Source organism: Acidimicrobiales bacterium (assembly GCA_035512495.1).
GTDB lineage: Bacteria > Actinomycetota > Acidimicrobiia > Acidimicrobiales > CADCSY01 > DATKDW01.
The window spans coordinates 1-21,128 of sequence record DATKDW010000094.1 but is presented as its reverse complement, the minus strand read 5'-3'; the positions used below and the strand labels follow the sequence as shown (position 1 = coordinate 21,128).

General features: G+C 73.1%; 17 protein-coding genes. 8 read left to right on the top strand and 9 right to left on the bottom strand.

The window, feature by feature from the left end; genetic code table 11:
* Positions 1–2: 2 nt before the first annotated feature.
* Positions 3–665, top strand: coding sequence for a GntR family transcriptional regulator (locus tag VMN58_13635; GenBank protein HUF34241.1), 663 nt, complete (start codon positions 3–5; stop codon positions 663–665).
* A 36-nt stretch (positions 666–701) separates the two neighbouring features.
* On the opposite strand, the gene VMN58_13630 is transcribed toward VMN58_13635, so the two are convergent.
* Positions 702–2,810 carry a PQQ-binding-like beta-propeller repeat protein gene (locus VMN58_13630; protein HUF34240.1) on the bottom strand — a complete coding sequence of 703 codons (2,109 nt, stop codon included), beginning with the start codon at positions 2,808–2,810 and terminating at the stop codon, positions 702–704.
* 88 nt (positions 2,811–2,898) lie between these two features.
* Here VMN58_13630 and VMN58_13625 point away from each other — a divergent pair, with 88 nt between their 5' ends.
* The 3 genes from VMN58_13625 to VMN58_13615 all read left to right on the top strand — a co-directional run bounded on the left by VMN58_13625 (position 2,899) and on the right by VMN58_13615 (position 5,678).
* Positions 2,899–3,672 carry a phytanoyl-CoA dioxygenase family protein gene (locus VMN58_13625; protein HUF34239.1) on the top strand — a complete coding sequence of 258 codons (774 nt, stop codon included), beginning with the start codon at positions 2,899–2,901 and terminating at the stop codon, positions 3,670–3,672.
* Between the two features lie 197 nt (positions 3,673–3,869).
* Entirely contained in the window at positions 3,870–4,340 is a 471-nt protein-coding gene (locus VMN58_13620) for a serine hydrolase (GenBank protein HUF34238.1), read from the top strand.
* Between the two features lie 66 nt (positions 4,341–4,406).
* Positions 4,407–5,678 (top strand): acyl-CoA dehydrogenase family protein, encoded by a 1,272-nt coding sequence (locus tag VMN58_13615; GenBank protein ID HUF34237.1) that lies wholly within the window; start codon positions 4,407–4,409, stop codon positions 5,676–5,678.
* Positions 5,679–5,689: 11 nt separating this feature from the next.
* On the opposite strand, the gene VMN58_13610 is transcribed toward VMN58_13615, so the two are convergent.
* Complete coding sequence (locus VMN58_13610; protein HUF34236.1) at positions 5,690–5,956, bottom strand: ferredoxin; 267 nt, start codon at positions 5,954–5,956, stop codon at positions 5,690–5,692.
* 204 nt (positions 5,957–6,160) lie between these two features.
* On the opposite strand from VMN58_13610, the gene VMN58_13605 reads away from it, so the two are divergent.
* Entirely contained in the window at positions 6,161–7,153 is a 993-nt protein-coding gene (locus VMN58_13605; GenBank protein ID HUF34235.1) for an L-threonylcarbamoyladenylate synthase, read from the top strand.
* A 77-nt stretch (positions 7,154–7,230) separates the two neighbouring features.
* Here VMN58_13605 and VMN58_13600 read toward each other — a convergent pair whose 3' ends face one another.
* From VMN58_13600 to VMN58_13590, 3 genes are all read right to left on the bottom strand, one after another.
* Positions 7,231–8,556, bottom strand: a complete 1,326-nt coding sequence (locus VMN58_13600; GenBank protein HUF34234.1) for a glycoside hydrolase family 43 protein — start codon at positions 8,554–8,556, stop codon at positions 7,231–7,233.
* Positions 8,557–8,670: 114 nt separating this feature from the next.
* A complete protein-coding gene (locus tag VMN58_13595; GenBank protein ID HUF34233.1) occupies positions 8,671–8,973 on the bottom strand; it encodes a hypothetical protein in 303 nt (100 codons plus the stop codon).
* Entirely contained in the window at positions 8,970–12,185 is a 3,216-nt protein-coding gene (locus tag VMN58_13590) for a DEAD/DEAH box helicase (GenBank protein HUF34232.1), read from the bottom strand. The genes VMN58_13595 and VMN58_13590 overlap by 4 nt, the downstream gene beginning before the upstream one ends.
* A 310-nt stretch (positions 12,186–12,495) precedes the next feature.
* Here VMN58_13590 and VMN58_13585 point away from each other — a divergent pair, with 310 nt between their 5' ends.
* A complete protein-coding gene (locus VMN58_13585; protein HUF34231.1) occupies positions 12,496–13,398 on the top strand; it encodes a TIGR03560 family F420-dependent LLM class oxidoreductase in 903 nt (300 codons plus the stop codon).
* A gap of 13 nt (positions 13,399–13,411) precedes the next feature.
* Here the strand turns inward: VMN58_13585 and VMN58_13580 are convergent, their stop codons facing one another.
* The gene (locus tag VMN58_13580; GenBank protein ID HUF34230.1) at positions 13,412–14,794 is read right to left on the bottom strand and encodes an MFS transporter; all 1,383 of its coding nucleotides are present in this window, start codon (positions 14,792–14,794) and stop codon (positions 13,412–13,414) included.
* A 34-nt stretch (positions 14,795–14,828) separates the two neighbouring features.
* The gene (locus VMN58_13575) at positions 14,829–16,247 is read right to left on the bottom strand and encodes an NAD(P)/FAD-dependent oxidoreductase (GenBank protein ID HUF34229.1); all 1,419 of its coding nucleotides are present in this window, start codon (positions 16,245–16,247) and stop codon (positions 14,829–14,831) included.
* A gap of 90 nt (positions 16,248–16,337) precedes the next feature.
* Here VMN58_13575 and VMN58_13570 point away from each other — a divergent pair, with 90 nt between their 5' ends.
* Together VMN58_13570 and VMN58_13565 are read left to right on the top strand one after the other, a co-directional pair.
* Positions 16,338–18,098 carry an ABC-F family ATP-binding cassette domain-containing protein gene (locus tag VMN58_13570; GenBank protein HUF34228.1) on the top strand — a complete coding sequence of 587 codons (1,761 nt, stop codon included), beginning with the start codon at positions 16,338–16,340 and terminating at the stop codon, positions 18,096–18,098.
* A 59-nt stretch (positions 18,099–18,157) separates the two neighbouring features.
* Entirely contained in the window at positions 18,158–18,793 is a 636-nt protein-coding gene (locus tag VMN58_13565; protein ID HUF34227.1) for a NifU family protein, read from the top strand.
* A gap of 32 nt (positions 18,794–18,825) precedes the next feature.
* Here the strand turns inward: VMN58_13565 and dxs are convergent, their stop codons facing one another.
* Positions 18,826–20,721: a 1-deoxy-D-xylulose-5-phosphate synthase gene (dxs, locus tag VMN58_13560; protein HUF34226.1), complete on the bottom strand. Its 1,896-nt coding sequence runs from the start codon at positions 20,719–20,721 to the stop codon at positions 18,826–18,828.
* Between the two features lie 119 nt (positions 20,722–20,840).
* On the bottom strand, positions 20,841–21,128 hold a 288-nt coding region (locus VMN58_13555; protein ID HUF34225.1), incomplete at its 5' end, for a citrate/2-methylcitrate synthase.

Genomic DNA, 21,128 nt, shown 5'->3' with positions numbered 1-21,128 from the left:
ACATGTCTGCTCCCACACCGAGCCTCGAGCCCCTCGACCGCCGCTCCACGGCCGACGTGATCGCCGAGACGATCCGGGGTCACATCATGGACGGGAGCTTCGAGCCCGGTCGCCAGCTCACCGAGGTGGAGCTCGCCGGTCAGCTGGAGGTGTCGAGGGGTCCGGTGCGCGAGGCGTTCCAGCGCCTGGTCCAGGAGGGCCTGCTCGCCGCCGTCCCCCACCGTGGCGTCTTCGTGGCCACGATCGAGGCCGACGAGGTGGCCGACGTGTACCTCGCTCGGTCGGTGGTGGAGCGCGAAGCGGCCCGGCTGGTCGCCCGTCGCCGGGACCCGCAGGCCCTCGCGACGCTGGCGGGCCTGGTCGCCGACATGGCGGCGTCGTCGGCTGCGGACGACTGGGCGGCCGTGTCCGAGGTCGACCTCGCCTTCCACGAGGCGCTCGTGGAGGTCTCCGGCAGCCCCCGTCTGGCCCGCATGTACCGGACGTTGCTGGCCGAGACCCGGCTGTGCCTCCGCGGCCTGCGACGCGTCCACCCGGACTCGGCCGAGGTGGTCGACGAGCACCGTGGCCTCGTCGACGCGCTGACCGATGGTGACGAGGACCGGGCGGTGGCCTGCGTCACCCGCCACCTCACCCGCGCCGTCGCCGACGCCGACGGGCACTGAACCGCCAGTCGAAGCGGCGAACGTCGCGGCTGGCCGTCAGCCCACCAGGCGGAGGAGGCTGCCCTCGGCCGTGGCCACGATCACGTCGTCGCCCACCACCACCGCCGGCACCGTGAGGGGACAGCCGAGCGCGGCGAGGCACGCCTGGTGACCCGTGGCCAGGTCGATCCGGTGGACGCCACCGTCACCGGTGGTCTGGATGATCGTGCCCGCACCGAGCGCGGGGCCGGCAGGGACGGCCAGGCCGGACCGACGGTAGGGGCCCATGGCGAGGAGGGAGTCGCCCGGGAGCTGGGTTCGCCAGACCTCGGTGCCGGTCTCGGCGTCGAAGCGATGGACGGCACCGAGTGCGCTGGTGACCACCACGGACCCGTCGGTGACGAGCGGCCGCCCGGTGGCGAAGGCGGCTCGCACCTTGGCGGCCCAGCGCACCTCGCCGGTGGCGGCCGACGAGCGCTCCACGCGGCCCCCGAGGCGGGTGAGGTAGACGTCGCTGCCCTCGGGGTCGGGGACCACGTCGCTGGTGGCGGCGTGCATGGCCTGGCCGTCTCGTGACCACCGCGTGGCCCCGGTGTCGGGGTCGAGGCCGAAGGTGTGCTGCGGCATCAGCGAGAACGGCACCACGAGCGTGGCGTCCTGCACGACCCCCTGCATGGGCGTGGCGGTGTTCTCGGGCCGGCCGAGGTCGTCGCGCTGCCAGCGGACCCGCCCGTCGGCCACGTCGAGCGCGGCGAGGCAGCGGACCTCACCGACGGCGACGGCGCCGTCGAGGACCACCGGGGCGGCATGCACCCAGGCGATGAGGCGGTCACCGACCTGGGCCCGCCAGCGCTCCTGGCCGGTGGCAGCGTCCACGGCCACGACACCGCCGCTGATCGAGACGCCTACGACCACGCCGGCACCTTCGACCAGCGTGGCCCCGGCCCGGACGGGGGCGTCGAGCGCCACCCGCCATCGCTCCTCGCCGGTGCCGGTGTCGTGGCACGACAGCCCGCCGGCTGCCCGGTCGTCGTCGGACCAGGCGACCACCACGGCGTCGTCGAGCCCCAGGGGTCGGGCCAGGTGGACCGCCCCCGGGAGGCGGACCGCCCAGCCGGCCCCGCCGGCGGAGACCGGCGGGCCAGGCGCTGCGGCGAAGGTCGACGAGCCCAGGGCTGCGCCCCCACCGAGCGCGACCGTGCGGACGGTCAGCTCGTCGGCGTCCCATCCGTAGAGGCGTGCGTGGGCGGGTGCCCAGTCGAAGCTCCCGAAGGTGGCGTTGCCGGTGTTGGCATGGACCTGACCGTCGGACCGCACGACCCTCGACGTGTGCCAATGGCCCGAGAGTGAGCCGACGACGCGCACGTGGGGGGCGACCTCGGCCACCCGGGCGAAGAAGTCGGCCGCCATCTGGTCGTGGGTCAAGAAGAGCACCGGCGCCCCCGCCGGCGCGGTGGCCAGATCGGCGGCCAGCCACCGCTCCTGGTCGTCGCGGTCGCGACCGAGGCGGTGGCTGAACCAGTCGAGCGCCACGAGGCGCAGCCCGGCGCAGGTGAGCGACCACCAGCGCGGCCCGACCTCGTCCTCATAGCGGGTGGTGGTGCCCGTGCCCATGCCGTGCGAGTCGACGGGGTCGTCGTCGGGACGGGGGTCGTGGTTGTGGCCGTAGTGGTCGTGGTTGCCGGGCAGCACGTGCACGGGCAGCGCGGAGGTCGCGAGGGCCTGGCGCAGCAGCGCGAACTCGCCGACCGTGCCGTGGTCGGTCAGGTCGCCGGTGGCGACCACGAAGGCAGGCCGTCCTGCGGGGCCCTCCATCCCGGCGACCTCACGGAGCACCCGCTCGAGGTCGGCGACGCCGGTCAGGGGGCGTCCGACGAGCGTCCCGTCGCCGTCGTAGCCGTAGAGGCTGTCGGCGAGGGGGAGGCTCTCGGGCTCGGGCAGGTCGCTCACGTGGAGGTCGGTGATCTGGGCGAAGCTCAGCGGCGATGGCTGGTCCACCGCGTGCAGCTCGAAGGTCACGGGGCCGTCGTGGTCGTCGAGGCGGTGGAACCACGTCCGGGCGTCGTGGCCCGAGGGCCGGCTGACCCAGGCGAAGGGCCGCCCGTCGTCGGGCAGGATGGCCCGACCGTCGGGTCCGGTGACGGCCACCGACACCCCGTCGCTCACGGCCACCCCGGCGACGGGTTGGCCTCCCAGTTCGATGACTCGGCACTCCGGCATCGCGACCCTCCGGCCGGCAACGTAGCGTCTGGGCGTGCGCACCACCTTCGCCGACGCGACCGTCGACACCGTCGTGGACGGCCTCGAGGCGGACGGCTATGCCGTCGTCGAGGGCATCCTCGACGCCGACGAGGTCGCTGCCATCCGAGCCGACCTGCAGGGCGTGCTCGACCGCACCCCAACGGGTCGCAACGACTTCGAGGGCTTCGCCACCCAGCGGGTCTACGCCCTCTTCGCCAAGACCCGCGCCTTCGACGACCCGGCGACCCACCCCCTCGTCCTCGGCGTGGTCGACAAGGTCCTCGAGCACCACCAGCTCTCGGCGCCGGTGGGGATCCAGATCGGGCCCGGCGAGAAGGCGCAGGTCCTCCACCGCGACGACAGCATCTACCCCCTCGCCCGCCCGCACGGCGACGTGGTGGTGAACACCATGTGGCCCTTCGACGACTTCACTGAGGCCAACGGGGCAACCCGGTTGGTGCCGGCCAGCCACCGGCGCGAGGACCAGCCCGACGAGGCCGAGACTGTGGTGGCCGAGATGCCCGCCGGCTCGGTGATGTTCTACCTCGGCAGCCTCTGGCATGGCGGCGGCGCCAACCACACCGACCGGCCCCGGCTCGGGGTGATCCTCGAGTACGTCTCCTCGTGGCTCCGGCCGCAGGAGAACCACGTGCTCGCGGTGCCCCAGGAGGTGGTGGCCACCCTCAGCCCCCAGCTGCAGGAGCTGCTCGGGTACAACATCTACCCTCCGTTCGTCGGCTACGTGGACGGGCGCCACCCCCGGCGGGTCCTGCGGCCCGAGCGGTAGGGGCGGCACCGGGCGCACGAGGCGTTGCAGTCTGCAACACTTCGACGATCTCATCTTCGCCGTGCCGTGGAGCCGGCGACGCAGCTGTAGGGGGACCACCGTGAAGATCAACCCGGACGCCGCCGGCCTCGACGAGCGCCGCCTCGAGCGCATCGGGGACCACCTGACCCGTCGCTACCTCGAGCCGGGCAAGATCGCTGGTTGCCAGGTGGGCATCGCCCGCCACGGCCACCTCGGCTACCTGCGGTCGTTCGGGCGGAGGTGGCCTCGTCTCGACGCTGGCCGACTACCTGCGCTTCACCCGCATGATGCTCAACGGCGGCGAGCTCGACGGTGTGCGCATCCTCGGCCGCAAGACCATCGAGCTGATGACCAGCAACCACCTGCCCCGTGGGGCCCAGCTGTCCGACATGGCGACCGGCTACGGCGAGGTCGGCTTCGATGGCATGGGCTTCGGTCTCACCATGGCGGTCACCGAGGGGCCGGTGCAGACCGCCCGGGTGGGCTCGGCCGGCGAGTACATGTGGGGTGGCGCAGCCTCGACCACCTTCTGGAACGACCCCTCCGAGGACCTCACGGTGGTCTTCATGGTCAACTTCATGATGTCGGGCACGTTCGACTTCGGCGGCCAGCTCCGCACGCTCGTCTACCCCGCGATCATCGACTGACGGCCGCGGGGCCGGGGGCCCCGCCGGAGTGACATCATCGTCAGCACGCGACCTCGGAGGGGACCAATGCCTGCCAACCCACTCAACACCGACGACTTCGGAGGCGAGCTGTTCAACCTCGGGATGTCCGAGGGCGCTCGCCCGCTGCTCGACGCGGTGAAGACCTTCATCGCCACCGAGGTCGAGCCCATGAGCGTCGAGTTCTTCAAGCTCGGCGAGGACCGCGAAGACCGCTGGGGCTACGCCCCTGGCCAGCTCGAGCTGCTCGAAGGGGTGAAGGACAAGGCCAAGGCCAACGGGCTCTGGAACTTCTTCCTCCCCGACGCAGAGACCGGCCAGGGCCTGTCGAACCTCGACTACGCCTACATCGCCGTCGAGCTCGGCAAGAACCCTCTGGCCTCGGAGTGCCTCAACTGCGCGGCGCCCGACACGGGCAACATGGAGGTGCTCGAGCGGGTCGGCACCCCCGAGCAGAAGAAGCAGTGGCTCGAGCCGCTGCTCAACGGCGAGATCCGATCCGCCTTCGCCATGACCGAGCCCGACCTGGCGTCGTCCGACGCCCGCAACATCTCGTGCTCAGCGGAGCTCGACGGCGACGAGTGGGTCATCAACGGCGAGAAGTACTACATCTCCGGTGCCGGCGACCCCCGCTGCAAGATCATGATCGTCATGGTCAAGACCAACCCCGACGCCGCCGCCCACCTGCAGCAGTCGCAGATCCTGGTGCCGCTGCCCCACCCCGGCGTCGAGATCCTCGGGCCCATGCACGTCTTCGGCAAGGACGACGCGCCCCACGGCCACATGCACATCCGCTTCACCGACGTGCGCGTCCCCAAGGAGAACATGCTCCTCGGCGAGGGGCGCGGCTTCGAGATCTCCCAGCTGCGACTCGGCCCGGGCCGCATCCACCACTGCATGCGCTCCATCGGTGCGGCCGAGAGGGCGCTGGCCCTCATGGTCGAGCGCGGCCTCAGTCGGGAGGCGTTCGGCAAGCCCCTGGTGGCCCTGGGCGGCAACACCGAGATCATCGCCCGGGCTCGCATCGAGATCGAGGCCATGCGCCTCATGGTGCTCAAGGCGGCCAAGGCCATGGACCTCATGGGCAACGCTGAAGCCCGGGTGTGGGTCAGCGCGGTGAAGGCCATGGTGCCCGAGCGGGTGTGCCAGATCATCGACCAGGCCATCCAGATGCACGGTGCCACCGGTGTGTCCAAGTGGACGCCGCTGGCCGACATGTACACCTCGCAGCGCACGCTCCGCCTGGCCGACGGCCCCGACGAGGTGCACCACATGGTGGTGGGCCGGGCCGAGATAGCCCGCTACCAGCGCCAGACCTGAGGCCGGTCGAGCTAGTCGACGTCGATGAAGATGCACTCGCCGGGGCATTCCTCGGCGGATTCGACGATGTCGCCGACGAGGTCCTCGGGCATGGCGGCGGTGCCCTCGCCCATCTTCAGCTTCGGGGAGTCGCCGCTGCCGTCGGGGCCGAAGCGGTTGGGCCACTCCTTCTCCTTGACGTAGGCGAGGCCGTCGTCGTCCATCTCGAAGATGGAGGGGCAGATCTCGGCGCAGATGCCGTCGCCGGTGCAGAGGTCCTGGTCGATCCAAACGCGCAACGTGGTCTCCTATCCGTGCCGACTCGGCCGGGTCTGGGGGTCGCGCCCGGCACGCGTGCTCGTGCCGCGACGCTGCGATCCATGCCGTCGACCTTAACGGCGACGGGCCGTACCCGGTCGCTCGACCTCGGCGTGGTGTCTGTGCGCCGTCGCCGCACGTTCGCCGGCTGACCGCTGCGCCCTCCGGGCGGGCAGGATGGCACGGTGACCCCGTCCGGACCTGCCCCCACCGAGGTGGTCGACGACTCCGATGCATCGATCGAGCGGGCCGTCGCCGTCCTGCGCGGCGGTGGACTCGTCGCCATCCCGACCGAGACCGTCTACGGCCTGGCCGCTGACGCGTCGGACCCGGCCGCGGTGCGGCGCATCTTCGAGGCCAAGGGCCGCCCCGCCGATCACCCCGTGATCGTCCACCTCCCCGGGGCGGAGGCCCTCGAGCGGTGGGCTCGACCGGTCCCCGACGACGCCCATCTGCTGGCGGCGGCCTTCTGGCCGGGGCCGCTCACGGTGGTGCTCGAGCGACACCCGTCGGTGCCGACCGAGGTGACCGGGGGCCGCGACACCGTGGCGCTGCGGGTGCCCGACCACCCCGTGGCCGCCAGGCTCCTCTCGGCCTTCGGTGGCGGGCTGGCGGCCCCGTCGGCCAACCGCTTCGGCCGGGTCAGCCCCACCACCGCCGCCGACGTGGTCGCCGACCTCGGCGCTGTCATCGACCTCGTCGTCGACGGCGGGCCGTGCACGGTGGGGGTCGAGTCGACCATCGTCGAGCTGGTCGGCGGTGCGGCCACCGTCCTGCGCCCCGGCGGTGTCAGCGCCGAGGAGCTGGCCGAGGTGCTCGGCCGCCCGGTCGGCCACACCCCGTCGGGGCCGGCCCGGGCGCCGGGGATGCTCGCCTCGCACTACGCGCCGGCCACACCGTTGGCGGTGCTCGACGGCGAGGCCGCGCTCGCCCGCGTGGCGGCGGAGGCGGCGAGGGGCCGCCGGGTCGGTGTCGTGTCGCCGAACGGGCTGGAGGCGCCAGGCGCGGTGGCGGCGTGGGACGCCGGTGGGGACGTCGCCACCTACGCCCGATGGCTCTACCGCTGGCTCCGCGCCGCCGACGGCGAGCACCTCGACCTGCTCGTGGTGGTGCCGCCGGAGGGAGAGGGCCTCGGTGTCGCCGTCGCCGACCGTCTCCGCCGGGCGGCTCACGGCTGACGGCCACCCGCGCTGCGCTCAGGTGAGCGTCTCGCGTCGCAGGACCTCGACGTCGGCCTGCCACGCGCCGGCGCCGCTCACAGCAGGCGGAAGGGCTCCGGTCGCCACGGTCCACCCACCGTGACCCGGTCACCCTCGAACGCGATCGCGCTGACGTGGAGGCGTCGGGCGCCGTGGGGGTAGCCGATGGCGGCGGGGTCCCAGGCGTGGTGGGCCAGCACCAGCTCGCCGTCGGGCGCCGCGATCAGCGCCGGGCTGCCCGGACCAGCCTCGTTGCGACGGCTGGCGAGCACCGGCGCCGGACCGGTGCGGCGGCAGGGGCCCGCCGCCGTCTCGCAGACGGCGTGGCCGATGGCGTAGTCGCCCGTCTCCCACCGGTTCCCGGCGTAGAAGAGGTGGTGACGGCCGTCGACGAGGACCATGGCGGGTCCCTCGATGATCGGCTCCTCCCAGGGGAGCGAGCGGCTGAGGAGCTGGGTCGGCTCACCCAGCAGGGAACGGCCATCGGGGGCCAGCCGCTGCGTCCAGATGCGGGTGGGTTCACCGAGGAGGGTCCCCTCGCTCTTCCAGAGCAACCAGGGCTGGCCGTCGGCGTCGACGAAGGGGTCGGGGTCGATCGAGCCGCCGCGCTCGGTCTGGCAGATCATCGGCCCGTCGGAGGTGTCGAGGTACGGACCCTGGACGATCACGCTGAACGCCTGGCTGATGCACTGCAGGCCCGTCGCGGTGTCCTTGGTGGTGTAGTACATGACGAACCCGGTGCCGCGGGCCAGCAACGACGGCGCCCACACGTGCCCGAAGCTCGCCCACTCGGGAAGGCGCGGGAGGGCGTCGCCCTCCTCCTCCCACGTCATGAGGTCGGCCGACCGCATCGTCGGCACCTGGCGCAGGCCGCGCTGGGTGGAGAAGGCCCAGTAGGCCCCCTGGGCCCGGATGACGAACGGGTCGGGGAAGTCCACCGGGTGCACGGCGGCGCTGGCCTGCCCACCGGCTGCCGACCCGGCGTCGGGCGCGGGTTCGGGTGCCGCACGGTTCGGCCGGTCGGGCGGCTTGTTGACCACCGGCGGCGGGGCCCCTGCCGGTTCGGGCTCGGGTCCGGGTGCCTCGGCCGGTGCCAGCGTGTCCGGAGGTGGTGGGGGGGTGGCGAGCGGCGGCGGTGCGGCGTGGAGCTCACCGGGCCCGGTGCCCGGTGGCGCGGGCCACACCGGGTGGTCGGTGACGCGGACGGGGATCACCGGTCCGGGTGGGGCGGTCGGGTTCGGCTGGTCGACCGCGACCAGCAGCCCGGCCGCCAGCAGCGCGAGCGCGAAGGGAGCGATGATGAGCTGTGGGTGGCTGGTCGTCCGCTCGGCGAGCACTCGACCCCACCTGGCGATTGGTCGGTCCACGGTGCGTCGGTCCACGGGCGGCAGTTTGGGTGTGTCTCCCCACTTCGCCGTCTGTCGGACCGTCTCCTGCTGCGCCGCCTCCCCGACTCGCCGGACGGCCTGACCTCTCGTGGGTCGAGGGCGTTCGCTCTACGTCCCCGTCCTGTCCTCGGCCTCGTCGAGGTCGTCGTCAGGGGCGAGCAGGTCCGCCGCCGCCGCCAGCGCGGTGGCGAGGCCCGCCGCCCGCTCGACCACGGCAGCCAGGTAGTGCTCCGCCACGGCGCCCTGGCCGGTGAGTGGGGGCGTCCCCAGCGACCGGACAAGGGCGGTGGGGTCGCTTGCGGGGCGGACGGGCTCCGGTGGCGGCGGTTCGGGCACGGCTCGCCACATCTCGACCGGCTGCGGCTTCGGCCCCCGTTGCCGGCGGTTGCCCTTGCGACGAGGCGGGTTCACGCCGCCACCTCCCCGGCGGGCGAGCCGTCGTCGGTCAGGACGGTGTCGGGGCGGAGCCCGAGGGCCGTGCGGAGCTGGCTGGTGTCGAGGTCGGCGAGCGAGCTGGACTTCGGCAGCACGAGGTCGGCGATGTGGCGCTTGCCGGACACGACCTCCTCGACCCGTTCGTCGACCGTGCCCGGGCAGACCAACCGGTGCGACACCACGGTGCGGGTCTGGCCGATGCGCCAGGCGCGGTCGCGCGCCTGGTCTTCCACCGCCGGGTTCCACCACCGGTCATAGAGCACCACGTGGCTGGCGGCGGTGAGGTTGAGCCCCGTGCCGCCGGCCTTGAGCGACAGCACCAGGGCGCCGGAGCCCTCGCCCTGCTGGAACTCGGCGACGAGGCTGTCGCGGGCCCCGCGGGCCAGACCGCCGTGGTAGCAGGCGATCGGCGTGCCGGTGCGGTCGGTGAGGTGACCGGCAAGGCGCTTGCCCCACTCGGCGAAGTGGGTGAAGACGAGCACCCGCTCACCGGCCTCGAAGACGTTGTCGACGATCTCCTCGAGCCGGGCCAGCTTGCCGGAGCGGTCGGCGAGCGGCTCGCCGTCGTCCTGGTAGGCGACCGGGTGGTTGCAGATCTGCTTGAGGGCGGTGATGGCGGCGAGGATCTCGCCCTGGCGGGGCTCCACCCCTGGCTCGGCCGGCGCGGTGAGACGGTCGAGCACCGCCTGGTAGAGCCCGATCTGCTCCGGGGTCATCGTGCAGTGGTCGAGCACGTCGATCCGCTCGGGCAGCTCTCGGGCCACCACCGGCTCGGCCTTGGTGCGGCGGAACACGAGGATGCCGTTGAGCGCCCTGAGGGCGGACTCGCCCGCCTTGCGGGCACCGTCCTTGTCGGCGGAGAGCTGGGCGATGAACGCCGGGCGGGTGCCGACGAGGCCCGGGTTGGTGAAGTCGAGGATGGACCACAGGTCGCCGAGGCCGTTCTCGATCGGCGTGCCGGTGAGGGCCAGGCGCACGTCGGCTGGGATCCGGCGCAGCTGCTGCGCGGTCTCGTTGGCCGGGTTCTTGATGGCCTGGGCCTCGTCGAGGATGACCCGGTCCCAGTGGTGCTGGGCCAGGGCCTCGACGTCGCGCACGGCGGTGCCGTAGGTGGTGATGACGATGTCGGCGCCGGCGACCTCGGCCTCGAGCTCCTCGGCGGTCGACCGCGAGGCGCCGTGGTGCACGACCACCTTGAGGTCGGGGGTGAAGCGGGCGGCCTCGGCCGCCCAGTTGCCCACGACCGCGGGTGGGGCGATGACGAGGGCGGTGCCGTCTCCGTTGCCGGCCGTGCGCCCGAGGTGGGCCAGGACGGTTGGCGTCTTGCCAAGGCCCATGTCGAGCGCGAGGCACCCGCCGAGCTCCACCGAGTCGAGGAACGCCAGCCACGCCAGCGCTTCGGCCTGGTAGCTGCGGAGCTCGCCGACGAATCCGGGTGGCGAGGTGACCGGCTCTGCCTGCACCTCGCCCGCCTTGCGGAGCAGGTCGGCCGCCCAGCCGCTGCCTTGCACCGAGATGCCACCGCTCAGGCCGGCACCTTCGAGGCCGATGGCGTGACGCAGGATCTCGGCCCCGGTGAGCTGGGTCTTCCCCGAGCGCTCGGCGAGAGCGGCCGCCGCCTCCTTGAGGTCGGCTTGGTCGAGCTCGACCCAGCGGCCCCTCGAGCGGACCAGGGGCCGGGCCTGGCTGGCGAGGGCGGCGATCTCGGCGGCGCTCAGCTCGACGTCGTCGAACACGGCCGACCAGCGCACGTCGGCGAGCTGGTGTGCCCCCACCATCGTCTCGTCGGACGACTCGGTCTCGAGGCGCAGGGCGGGGCTGGGCCGGCGCCGGGAGAGCGCCGGGACCCTGACGTCGAAGCCGGCCGCCGAGAGGGTTGGCCCGGTCTCGGTCATCAGCTCCCAGGCCTCGTCCTGGCTGAGGTACACCTGGCCCCGGCGGATCCCACCCGGGCGCTGGAGCACCGGCAGGAGGCGCTCGAGGCGGGCCAGCTCGTCGGAGAGGTGACGCTTGGACTTGCTGTCGACGAGGGCGACCTCGACCGGGATCAGGGCCCCGTCGGGGTCGGGCCCGAGCACCGAGAGGTACCACGCGCCGTCCTTGTCGGGTGGATCGAGCTGCACCACGAGCCGGGAGTCGCCTGGACTCGTCACGGGGTTCGCCCAGCGTTCCATGCGGCGGGCCAGCTCGGCTCCCGGACGGGTGGGAGCCTCGAAGGCCGAGCCGTCGAGGCGGGTGAGGAAGGCCTCGGCGATGGCGGTTGGGGTCCGGGGAGATGGCGGTGGCGCCGGGAGCTCGAGGCGCTGCGCGGCATCGGTGGCGATGGCGTCGACGATCCCGCCGAGCACCGCCAAGGTGAGGGTCCGGGCGTCGGTGCCGTCGAAGACGGCAACGGGGCCCGGCATGGTGGCAGCGAGCTCCTCGAGGCGTGACTGGTCGACGGTGGCGGGGACCCACCGGACGTTGTGCTCCGCCACCCCCGACTCCCCGGCCCGCTTGGCCCGAGCCCGGCTCGGTGTGCGCAGGGTCGGGACGAGGGCGCCCTGGGAGACGAGGTGGACCGCCCACGCCGCCACCCGCCCGAGCCAGCGGACGCTGGCGCCGAGCCGCTCGTCGCCGTGGTCGTTGCCGGCGGTGACGAGCCACCCGAGGATGGCGCTGACGGCGATGGCCTGGGTCGCCGCCCGCTCGGCGGACGGGAGCGGGGCCGACTGGTGCGCCGACCAGCCGGACGTCGGTGCGCCGACCGCCCGGATCAGCGCCGCCAGCTCGTCGCGGCCGGCCGGGGCGGCCTGGGCGCCGGCGGCCCACACCACCAGCCTGCCCGACGACCACGACGCCTGCAGGCGGACCTCGCCCGGCGCTTCGAGGACGATGGTCTCGCCGTCGACGTGGACCTCGCCGGTGAGCCGGCTCAGGGCAGCGGTCAGCCGGTCGCGCTCCTGCTCGAAGTCGGCGATCACCTGGTCGCGCTCGGGGGTGCGGAGGTCCCGCACGCGGTCGAGGTCGTCCTCGGCGTCGTCGAGCAGGCGCTCGAGCGCGACCCGCCACCGGTCCTGGTTCGCCTCCAGCAGGGCCAGCTCGTCGGGGGTGGCAACGCCGTCGGCCTCGGCCTGTACCGCTGCCTCCACGTCGCCGGTGGACCCCGTCGACGGGATGGTGCCGGCTGCCCCTGGTGCTCCCTGCATGCGTCTCCCGCACTGCTCGCGCCGTGCCCCCGACCTCAAGCGGCCTGGTGGGCCGTGGTGCAGGAGCCTCTGGTGACGACGTCAGCGAGAGGCGGCTGGCCTGCGGCCGATCGACCGGGCAGCGTCACCGCTGCACCAGGGGCCACGCTCTGACGCGACGTCGGCTACCAGCGTACACCCATGACTCCCCGATCACCGTCCGGGGAGGGCGTCGGGCGTCTGCGTCGTGCGGGTTCAGCCTGCCGTGGTCGTGGTGGTGTCGTCGGAGTCCCCGTGGGACCACACCCGGTGGTTGCGTAGGGTGCCGGCCATGAGGTTCAGCGTCTGGCCCGGTCCGCAGCAACCCTGGGAGCAGGTGGCCGAGGTCGCCGCCCATGCCGAAGCCACGGGGTGGGACGGCATCTGGTTCGCCGATCACTTCATGCCCAACGGCGAGGACGTGAGCGATGGGGTGCTCGAGTGCTGGAGCGTCATGGCGGCGCTGGCAGCCACCGTCCCGCGGGTGCGTCTCGGCACCCTCGTGTGCGGGAACACCTACCGGCACCCGGCGGTGCTCGCCAAGGTCGCGGCGACCACCGATCGCATTGCCGGCGGGCGGCTCGTCCTCGGCCTCGGCGCCGGGTGGCAGCAGAACGAGCACGAGGCCTACGGGATCGACTTCGCCACCACCGGCGAGCGTCTCGCCCGTCTCGAGGAGGCTTGTGCCGTGGTGAAGGGCCTCACCACCCAGGAGCGCACGACCTTCGAAGGCACCCACTACACCCTCACCGATGCTCCCCTCGAGCCCAAGCCCGCGCAGGACCCCATGCCCCTCCTCGTCGGTGGTGGTGGCGAGCGGGTCACCATGCGGATCGCCGCGACCTACGCCGACGAGTGGAACGTCTGGGGGACCCCGGAGACGCTGCGCCACAAGATCTCGGTGCTCGAGCGTCACTGCGACGACCTCGACCGCGACCCCAGCACCATCGCCCGCTCGGCGCAGGCGCTGCTCTTCATGGGCGACGACCCGGCGTGGCTCGAGCGCATGCGCCAGTCCCCCATCGGCATGGCGACGATCATCGGCACCGTCGCGGAGGTGGGCGAGACGGTGGCGGCCTACGCCGAGGCGGGCGTCGACGAGCTCATCGTCCCCGACTTCACCCTGGGCGAGCCGGCGAAGCGGCGCGAGGTCCTCGATGCCTTCATCGAGGGCGTCGCCCCCGACTTCCGCTGAGGACGGGGACTGCTCAGCGCTGGTCAACCACGCTGGGCGCCGGCCCCGGCGCCGGGACCACGACCGCGCCGGCGCGGGCGAAGGCCACCTCGTCGGAGACCTCGACCTCGGCTGACGGCCGGGCCTCGGCGTCGAGGCGCCGGATGCGCCGGCGAAGGAGGACGTAGGCAGCCATCGCGGTGAGCGCGACACCACCCATCCCGATGAGCGTGGTGCGGATCCCGATGGCGTCGGCCACGATGCCGATCGGCAGTGCGGCGAGGCCGAAGCCGCTGAAGCTCAGCATCATGAGCGACTGCACCCTGCCGTGGTAGCCGGGATCGCTGTTGGACAGCACCAGGGCGTTGTTGAGCGACTGGAAGGCCGACGACGCTCCACCTGTGGCCATGATGACGAGGAGGGCCACGGCGAACGACGGGGCGAAGCCCAAGGTGGCCACGGCCACGGCGAAGAGGCACCCCGCCACCGCCTGGATGCGCCACACCGACGGACCGTCGGCTCGGCTGGCGATGAAGATCGAGGCCGTCAGGGCGCCGATGGCGCTCGCGCCCGACATGAGGCCGTAGCCGCTGGCGCCCACGCCGTACACGTTCTGGGCGAGGGCTGGGAGGAAGGCGATGTAGGGGAAGGCGGCCATGACCACCACGAACGAGGTCAGCACGAGCAGCAGGAGGAGTGGGCGGCTGCCGACGTAGCGGAGCCCGTCGGCCAGCTCGCCCACCGGTGAGCGCACGGGACGGCCGGCGGCCGGGCGTCCCACGGGCAGCCGGAACGTCACGGCCATGGCGACGAGGGTCAGTCCGGTGGTGAGGAAGTAGACGCCACCCACGCCGAAGAAGGCGATGCCGATCAGCGCGCCGGCCACCGACGGGCCGAAGATGCGGGTTCCGTTCATGCTCATCTGTTGGAGCACGATGGCGTTCGACAGGCGGGTCGGACCGACGAGCTCTCCGGTGAAGGCCATCCGTGCCGGCCCGAGGAACGAGAACCCCGCTCCCTGGACCACGGCGGAGGCGATGAGCATCCAGTAGGAGATGACGTCGAAGGTCACGGCCAGGGCGATGCTGCCCGAGCTCACCGCCAGCGCCAGCTGGCAGCCCATGATGACGTTGCGCTTCGACAGGCGGTCGGCCGCCACGCCACCCCACGGGGTGAGCAGGAGCATCGGCAGGCCGAAGCCGAGGTAGACGGCGCCGAGGCCCTTGTTCGAGCCCGTGAGCTCGTAGGCGAGCCACCCGCGGGCGATGAACTCCATCTGCACCGCGAGGAACGACACCAGGCCACCGGCCCACAGGAGCCGGTACGTGGGGTCGCGAAGGGCGGCGAAGGTGGCGCCCCGGCGGGCCGAGGGGTCGCCCTCCACCTGCTCGCCACGGGTGCGCCTCAGCTGGACCATTGCTTCGACAGCCTAACTACTGTTGGCAGCAACCTCACAAGGCACGCAGGGCGGCGCGTGCCGCCCAGTGGCCACACATGCCGTGGACCCCGGCACCCGGTGGTGTCGACGACGAGCAGAGGAACACCGCGGCGTCGGGGGTGCGGTAGGGACGGAAGGCGATGAGCGGTCGGAACACGGCCTGGAGGCCGTCGACGGCACCGCCGGCGATGTCGCCCCCCACCAGGTTGGCGTTGTGCTCCTCCATCTCCGCCGGGCCGCGGGCGGCGCGGGCGAGCACCAGGTCGCGGAAGCCGGGAGCCGCACGCTCGATCTGGTCTTCGATCCGCGAGGTCATGTCGACCGTGGAGCCGTTGGGCACGTGGGTGTAGGCCCACAGCGTGTGCCGCCCCGCGGGCGCCACGCTGGGGTCGACGACCGACTGCTGGGCCACCAGGACGTACGGATGGTCGGAGATGCGGCCGAGGTGGACCTCGCGCTCGGCGGCGGCGATCTCCGCCATGGTCCCGCCGAGGTGCACCGTGCCGGCCCGGCGGCAGGCCTCGGCCGTCCACGGCACCGGACCGTCGAGGGCGTAGTCGAGCTTGAACGAGCCGGCGCCATAGCGGAACGAGGCCAGGCGCCGCCGGTATCGGTCTGGCAGCCGGTGCCCGGCGATGGCCAGGAGCTGGCGAGGGGTGACGTCGAGCAGCACCACCTTCGACGGCGGCAGGTCGTCGATGTCGGTGACCCGGTGGCCCGTCTCGATGTGGGAGGGGAACGTGGCCAGGTGGGAGGCGAGGGCATCGACGATCGACTGGGAGCCGCCGCGGGCGACCGGCCACCCGCCGACGTGGCCGGCAGCGGTGAGGACCAGGCCGGCCGCGGAGGTGAGGGGGCGGTCGAGCCGGCTGGCGATGTGGGCGGCGACCCCGGCGAAGAGCGCCCGTGCGGGCTCGCCGTCGAAGAGGCGGCCGGTCACGGTTGCGGGCAGGAGGGCGCGTGCCCCGAACCGGGTGGCGTGCACGGGCCGGGCGGCCAGTCGTCGGGGCGGGCCGAGGAGGTGGGGGGCGAGGTCGTCCCAACCGTCGACCAGCGGACCGATGACCCTGGCGTAGCCGCGATCGTCCCCCAGCGCGGCGGCGGTTGCCTCGACCGAGCGCAGGAGCACCGCCGCCCGGTCGCCACCGAGCGGGTGGGCGGCCTGGACCTCCGGGTGCAGCCACTCGAGGCCGTGGTCGGCCAGGGGGAGCGACGAGAGGTACGGGGACAGGACGCCCGTGGGGTGGATGGCGGAGCACACGTCGTGGCGGAAGCCGGGCAACGTCAGCTCGGCCGTCCGGGCGCCACCTCCGATGGTCTCGCCCGCTTCCAGCACCAGGACCGACGCGCCGCCCTCGGCCAGGGTGGTGGCGGCAGCCAGGCCGTTGGGACCGGCGCCGACGATGATCGCGTCGTGCTCCACCCGGGCCATGCGTCCGGTCTACCTGGTGGCCTGCGCCGGTGCCAGATCCGAGCGCGGCGTGGCCCCGGCCCGCAGGGGCGCCGGTAGCCTGGCGACCCCGTGATCCTGGTCGACCTCGACCGTGTCGGCGCCAGCCGACCCGGACGCCCCCTCTTCGCCGACCTCTCCGTCACCGTCGCCACGGGTGACCGCATTGGGGTGGTCGGCCTCAACGGCACCGGGAAGTCGACGCTGCTGCGGGTGATTGCCGGCGTGGACGAGCCCGAGGTGGGGACCGTCCGTCGGGGCCGTGGCTCGCGGGTTGGGGTGCTCCACCAGGACCCCACGCTCCCACCGGGGACCGTCCGCGAGGCCGTTGGTGCCGGCTGGGCGGGTGAGTCGGCCCTCGACCGCCTCGGCATGGGCGACCTCCTCGACGCTGACGTGGCCACCCTCTCCGGCGGCCAGGCCAAGCGGGTGGCCCTGGCCCAGGTGCTGGTCGACGACACCGACCTGCTGGTGCTCGACGAGCCGACGAACCACCTCGACATCGGGGCCATCACCTGGCTCGAGGAACACCTCGCCGCCTACCGGGGCGGCCTCGTCCTCGTGACCCACGACCGCCACGTGCTCGACCGCGTCACCACCCGCATCCTCGAGCTGGATCGCGGCACCGGCTACACCCATGACGGGGGCTACGCCGGCTACCTCGAGGCCCGAGCGCTGCGAGAGGAGCAGGCGGCATCGGCGGAGGCCACCCGCCGCAACCTGGCCCGCACCGAGCTGGCATGGCTGCGGCGGGGGGCGCCGGCGCGCACCAGCAAGCCAAAGGCGCGCATCGCCTCGGCCACGGCCATCGTCGAGGGTCGGGCTCAGGCGGCCGCCCGGTCCGGCGACCTCGACCTCGACCTCGGCACCCGCCGCCTGGGCGATCAGGTGGTCGAGCTGCACGGCGTCACCTACGCCTGGCCGGTCCAGGCGCCGCTCGTCGCCGACCTCGACCTCGCTCTCGACCCACGCGAGCGCCTCGGCATCGTCGGGCCCAACGGCTCCGGGAAGACGACCCTGCTGGAGCTGATCGCCGGGCGCATCGAGCCGCAGGCGGGGCGGGTGGTGCACGGATCCACCGTGCGCCTCGGCTACCACGACCAGAACGGTGTGGCGCTCGACCCCGCCCAGCGGGTGCGCGACGCCGTGGCCGGGGGCCAGCCGCCCACCTGGGAGCACGCTCGGCTCATGGAGCGCTTCTGGTTCGACACCGACGCCCAGTTCGCCCAGATCGAGACCCTCTCCGGTGGCGAGCGTCGGCGGCTGCAGCTCCTCCTCGTGCTGGCGACGGCCCCCAACGTCCTGCTCCTCGACGAGCCGACCAACGACCTCGACCTCGACACGCTCCGCGTCCTGGAGGACTTCCTCGACGACTGGGCCGGCGCCCTCGTCGTGGTCAGCCACGACCGGGCGTTCCTGGAGCGCACCGTCGAGGACGTGCTCGCCCTCGACGGCGAGGGCGCGGCCGCCGAGGTCCCCGGCGGCTACGCGGCATGGGAGATGGCTCGTCGAGCGGCGGGGTCGGGTGGGCGACGGGCGTCCTCGGGCAAGCAGGCGCGACGCGCGGCCAGCGGCCCGCTCCCTGGTCCTGCGACCGCCCCGGCCGCCTCCTCCGGGCGCTCACCGAGCACGCTCCGGCGCCTCTTGAAGGACGCCGAGAAGGAGGTCGCCACCCTCGAACGTCGCCGCGACGCCCTCACCAAGGCGCTGGCCGACGCCGGCACCGACCATGAGCGGCTGGCATCGCTCGGGGCCGACATCGCGGCTGTCGAGGCCGAGCTGGCCGCCGCCGAAGGGCGCTGGCTCGACCTCGCCGCCGAGGCCGAGGGCTGAGCACCGACGATCCATCCTCTTCTGGGGAGCGGGCCGTGGGCGCCGATAGCCTGGGCGCCATGACCGCGGTCGAGACCCAGCTTCCCGTCGTGACGCTCTCCGACGCGGCGCGCGCCACGATCCTCGGGCTGCGGGCCGCCGAGCCCGAGCCCGAGAAGCTGGCGCTGCGCATCGACGTGGTCGGCGTGGGGGAGAGCGGTACCGAGTACGCCTACGAGCTGACGTTCGAGTCGCTCGACGAGCTCGGCGAAGGCGACGTGCTCGCCAAGAGCGAGGCGCTGCCCGTCATCGTCGGCGCCGAGTCGGTCGACAAGCTGCGGGGGTCCTCGCTCGATGAGGTCGAGGGGACCGGTCTGGTCCTCAAGAACCCCAACCGCCCTCGTCCTGAGGTGATGGCCACCGGCCCGGTGCACCTCGAGGGCAGCGTGGCGGAGAAGATCCAGCAGCTGCTCGATGCCGAGATCAACCCACAGCTCGCCATGCACGGCGGCTTCGCCGCCCTCGACCGCGTGGAGGACGACCTCGCCTACCTCACCATGGGCGGCGGCTGCCAGGGCTGTGGCCTGGCCCAGCTGACCCTCACCGAGGGGATCAAGGCCACCATCGAGAAGGAGATCCCCGAGATCCGAGAGGTCATCGACATCACCGACCACTCGGCCGGCGACAACCCCTTCTACGAGCCCGGCGCCAAGTAGGCACCCGGCGGTTTCCGCGCGCCGAATGGACGTCAGTCGGCGAGGGGGTCGCGGGCGGCGGTGAGCGCCTTGGTGGTGGCCGCCGCGATGCCGGCGGCGTCGAGGCCCAGGTCGGCGTGTATGCGGGCCACGCTGCCGTGGTCGATGAACTCTGCCGGGGTGCCGAGCACCAACACTGGTGGGGCAGTCCGGCTCTCGTTGAGGTCGGCGAGGGCATCGGCGACCTGGCTCCCGACGCCGCCCACGCGGATGCCGTCCTCCACGGTGACCACCAGGCGATGGCCGGCAGCGTCGTCGATCATCTCCGCGTCGAGGGGCTTGGCCACGCGCACGTCCCAGACCGTGGCGACGGTGCCGTTGTCGGCCAGTAGGCCGGCGGCTTCCTCGGCGGCTGCCACCATCTTGCCGACGGCCAGGATGGCGACCTCGGCCGCGTCCCCACCGTCGACGGCCTTGCGGGCCCGCAGCCCAGCGCCCACCTGGTCGGGTGGGACCTCGCGGGCGGCGCCGTTGGGCCAGCGAAGCAGTGACGGGCCCGAGGTGATGGAGAGCGCCTCCGCCAACATCACCGGGATCTCCTGGGCGGACGAGGGTGCGAAGACGGTCATGCCGGGCACCTTGGTGGCCAGTGCCAGGTCGAGCACCCCGTGGTGGCTGGCGCCGTTGTCGCCGGTGATGCCGGCCCGGTCGATGGCGAACACCACGGGCTGGTGGTGCAGCCCGACGTCATAGATCACCTGGTCGATGGCCCGGGTCAGGAACGTGGAGTAGATGGCCACCACCGGGCGCAGCCCCAGCATGGCCATGCCCGCCGCCGCGGTGACCGCGTGTTGCTCGGCGATGCCGACGTCGAGGAAGCGGTCCGGGAAGCGCGCCTGGAACGGCAGCAGACCGGTGCTGCCCGGCATGGCGGCGGTGATGGCCATCACCTTGGGGTCGGACGCGCCCGCGGCCACCAGGGCGTCGGAGAACGCACCGGTGTAGCCCGACGGCCGGTCCTTGGGGCTGGGGCCGGTGAGCGGGTCGAACCGGGGCGCGTCGTGACCCCGCTGCTCGTCGTCGTCCTCGGCGAAGGGGTACCCCTTGCCCTTCTCGGTGAGGACGTGGACGACGATGGGCCCGTCCCACTCCGCCGCGTTGCGCAGCGCCGACTCGAGGCCGGCGATGTCGTGGCCGTCGAACGGTCCGGTGTAGCGCACGCCGAGCTGCTCGAAGAACGCCGGCGGTTCCCACATCTCGCGCACGGCGGCGGTGGCGGACTCCAGGCTGCGCTGGAGGCGCTCGCCGATGACGGGGATGGCGCCGAGGAAGCGCTCGAGGCGAGCCCGCTGGCGCGTGTACCGGGGGTCGAGTCGGAGCCGAGCCAGGCTCTCGCCGAGCTTCGAGTGGGTCGGGGCGTAGGAGCGGCCGTTGTCGTTGAGGACGATGACCGCCCGGCGGCCGGTCATGCCCAGGTTGTTGAGACCCTCGAAGGCCATCCCCCCGGTCATCGACCCGTCGCCGATGACGGCGACGACCCTGCGGTCGAGGCCCTCGTGCTCGATGGCGGTGGCCATGCCGTGGGCGTAGCTCAAGATGGTGGAGGCATGGCTGTTCTCGACCCAGTCGTGCTCGGACTCGTCGCGGCTCGGGTAGCCGGAGAGCCCGCCACCCTGGCGCAGGGTGGCGAAGCCCTCGCGCCGGCCGGTGACGATCTTGTGCACGTAGGCCTGGTGGCCGGTGTCCCACAGGAGGATGTCGCGTGGCGAGTCGAACACGCGGTGCAGCGCCAGGGTGAGCTCGACGGCGCCCAGGTTGGACCCCAGGTGGCCACCGGTGAGCGACACCGCGTTGATGATGAACTCGCGGATCTCACCAGCGAGGCGGTCGAGCGCTTCGTGGTCGAGCCGACGCAGGTCAGCCGGGCTGGAGATGGTGTCGAGGAGCATGCCGGGGAGTCGTCCTTGGCCAGGTGTCGGCCCCGACGGTAGCGCCGAGAGACGCGTTCCAGGAGGTCGAGGGCCCGCAGCGCTGGTTGGGGGAGCCGGAGGACTTCCGGCTCGGGTCGCTAGGCCTCCGGCAACGGCACCGGCTGAGGCGGTGGCGGCCCCACGTAGCGCGAGCTGGGGCGGATGATCCGGTTGTCGGCAGCCTGCTCGAGCGCTTGCGCGCACCAGCCGATGACACGGCTGGCGGCGAAGGTCGGGGTGAAGAGGTCGCGGGGGAGGCCGCACTGCTCCATGACGACCGCCGCGTACCACTCGACGTTGGTGTGGAGCTCGCGGCCGGGCTTCAGCTCGGCCAGCGTCGCCTCGACGGTGGCCTCCACCGTCTTGGCGAAGGCCACCAGCTCGCC

Coding starts and splice junctions, on each gene's coding strand:
- VMN58_13635 (HUF34241.1), top strand. CDS start 3: ATGTCTGCTCCCACACCGAGCCTCGAGCCCCTCGACCGCCGCTCCACG.
- VMN58_13615 (HUF34237.1), top strand. CDS start 4,407: ATGCCTGCCAACCCACTCAACACCGACGACTTCGGAGGCGAGCTGTTC.
- VMN58_13590 (HUF34232.1), bottom strand. CDS start 12,185: ATGCAGGGAGCACCAGGGGCAGCCGGCACCATCCCGTCGACGGGGTCC.
- VMN58_13585 (HUF34231.1), top strand. CDS start 12,496: ATGAGGTTCAGCGTCTGGCCCGGTCCGCAGCAACCCTGGGAGCAGGTG.
- VMN58_13580 (HUF34230.1), bottom strand. CDS start 14,794: ATGGTCCAGCTGAGGCGCACCCGTGGCGAGCAGGTGGAGGGCGACCCC.
- VMN58_13575 (HUF34229.1), bottom strand. CDS start 16,247: ATGGCCCGGGTGGAGCACGACGCGATCATCGTCGGCGCCGGTCCCAAC.
- VMN58_13565 (HUF34227.1), top strand. CDS start 18,158: ATGACCGCGGTCGAGACCCAGCTTCCCGTCGTGACGCTCTCCGACGCG.
- dxs (HUF34226.1), bottom strand. CDS start 20,721: ATGCTCCTCGACACCATCTCCAGCCCGGCTGACCTGCGTCGGCTCGAC.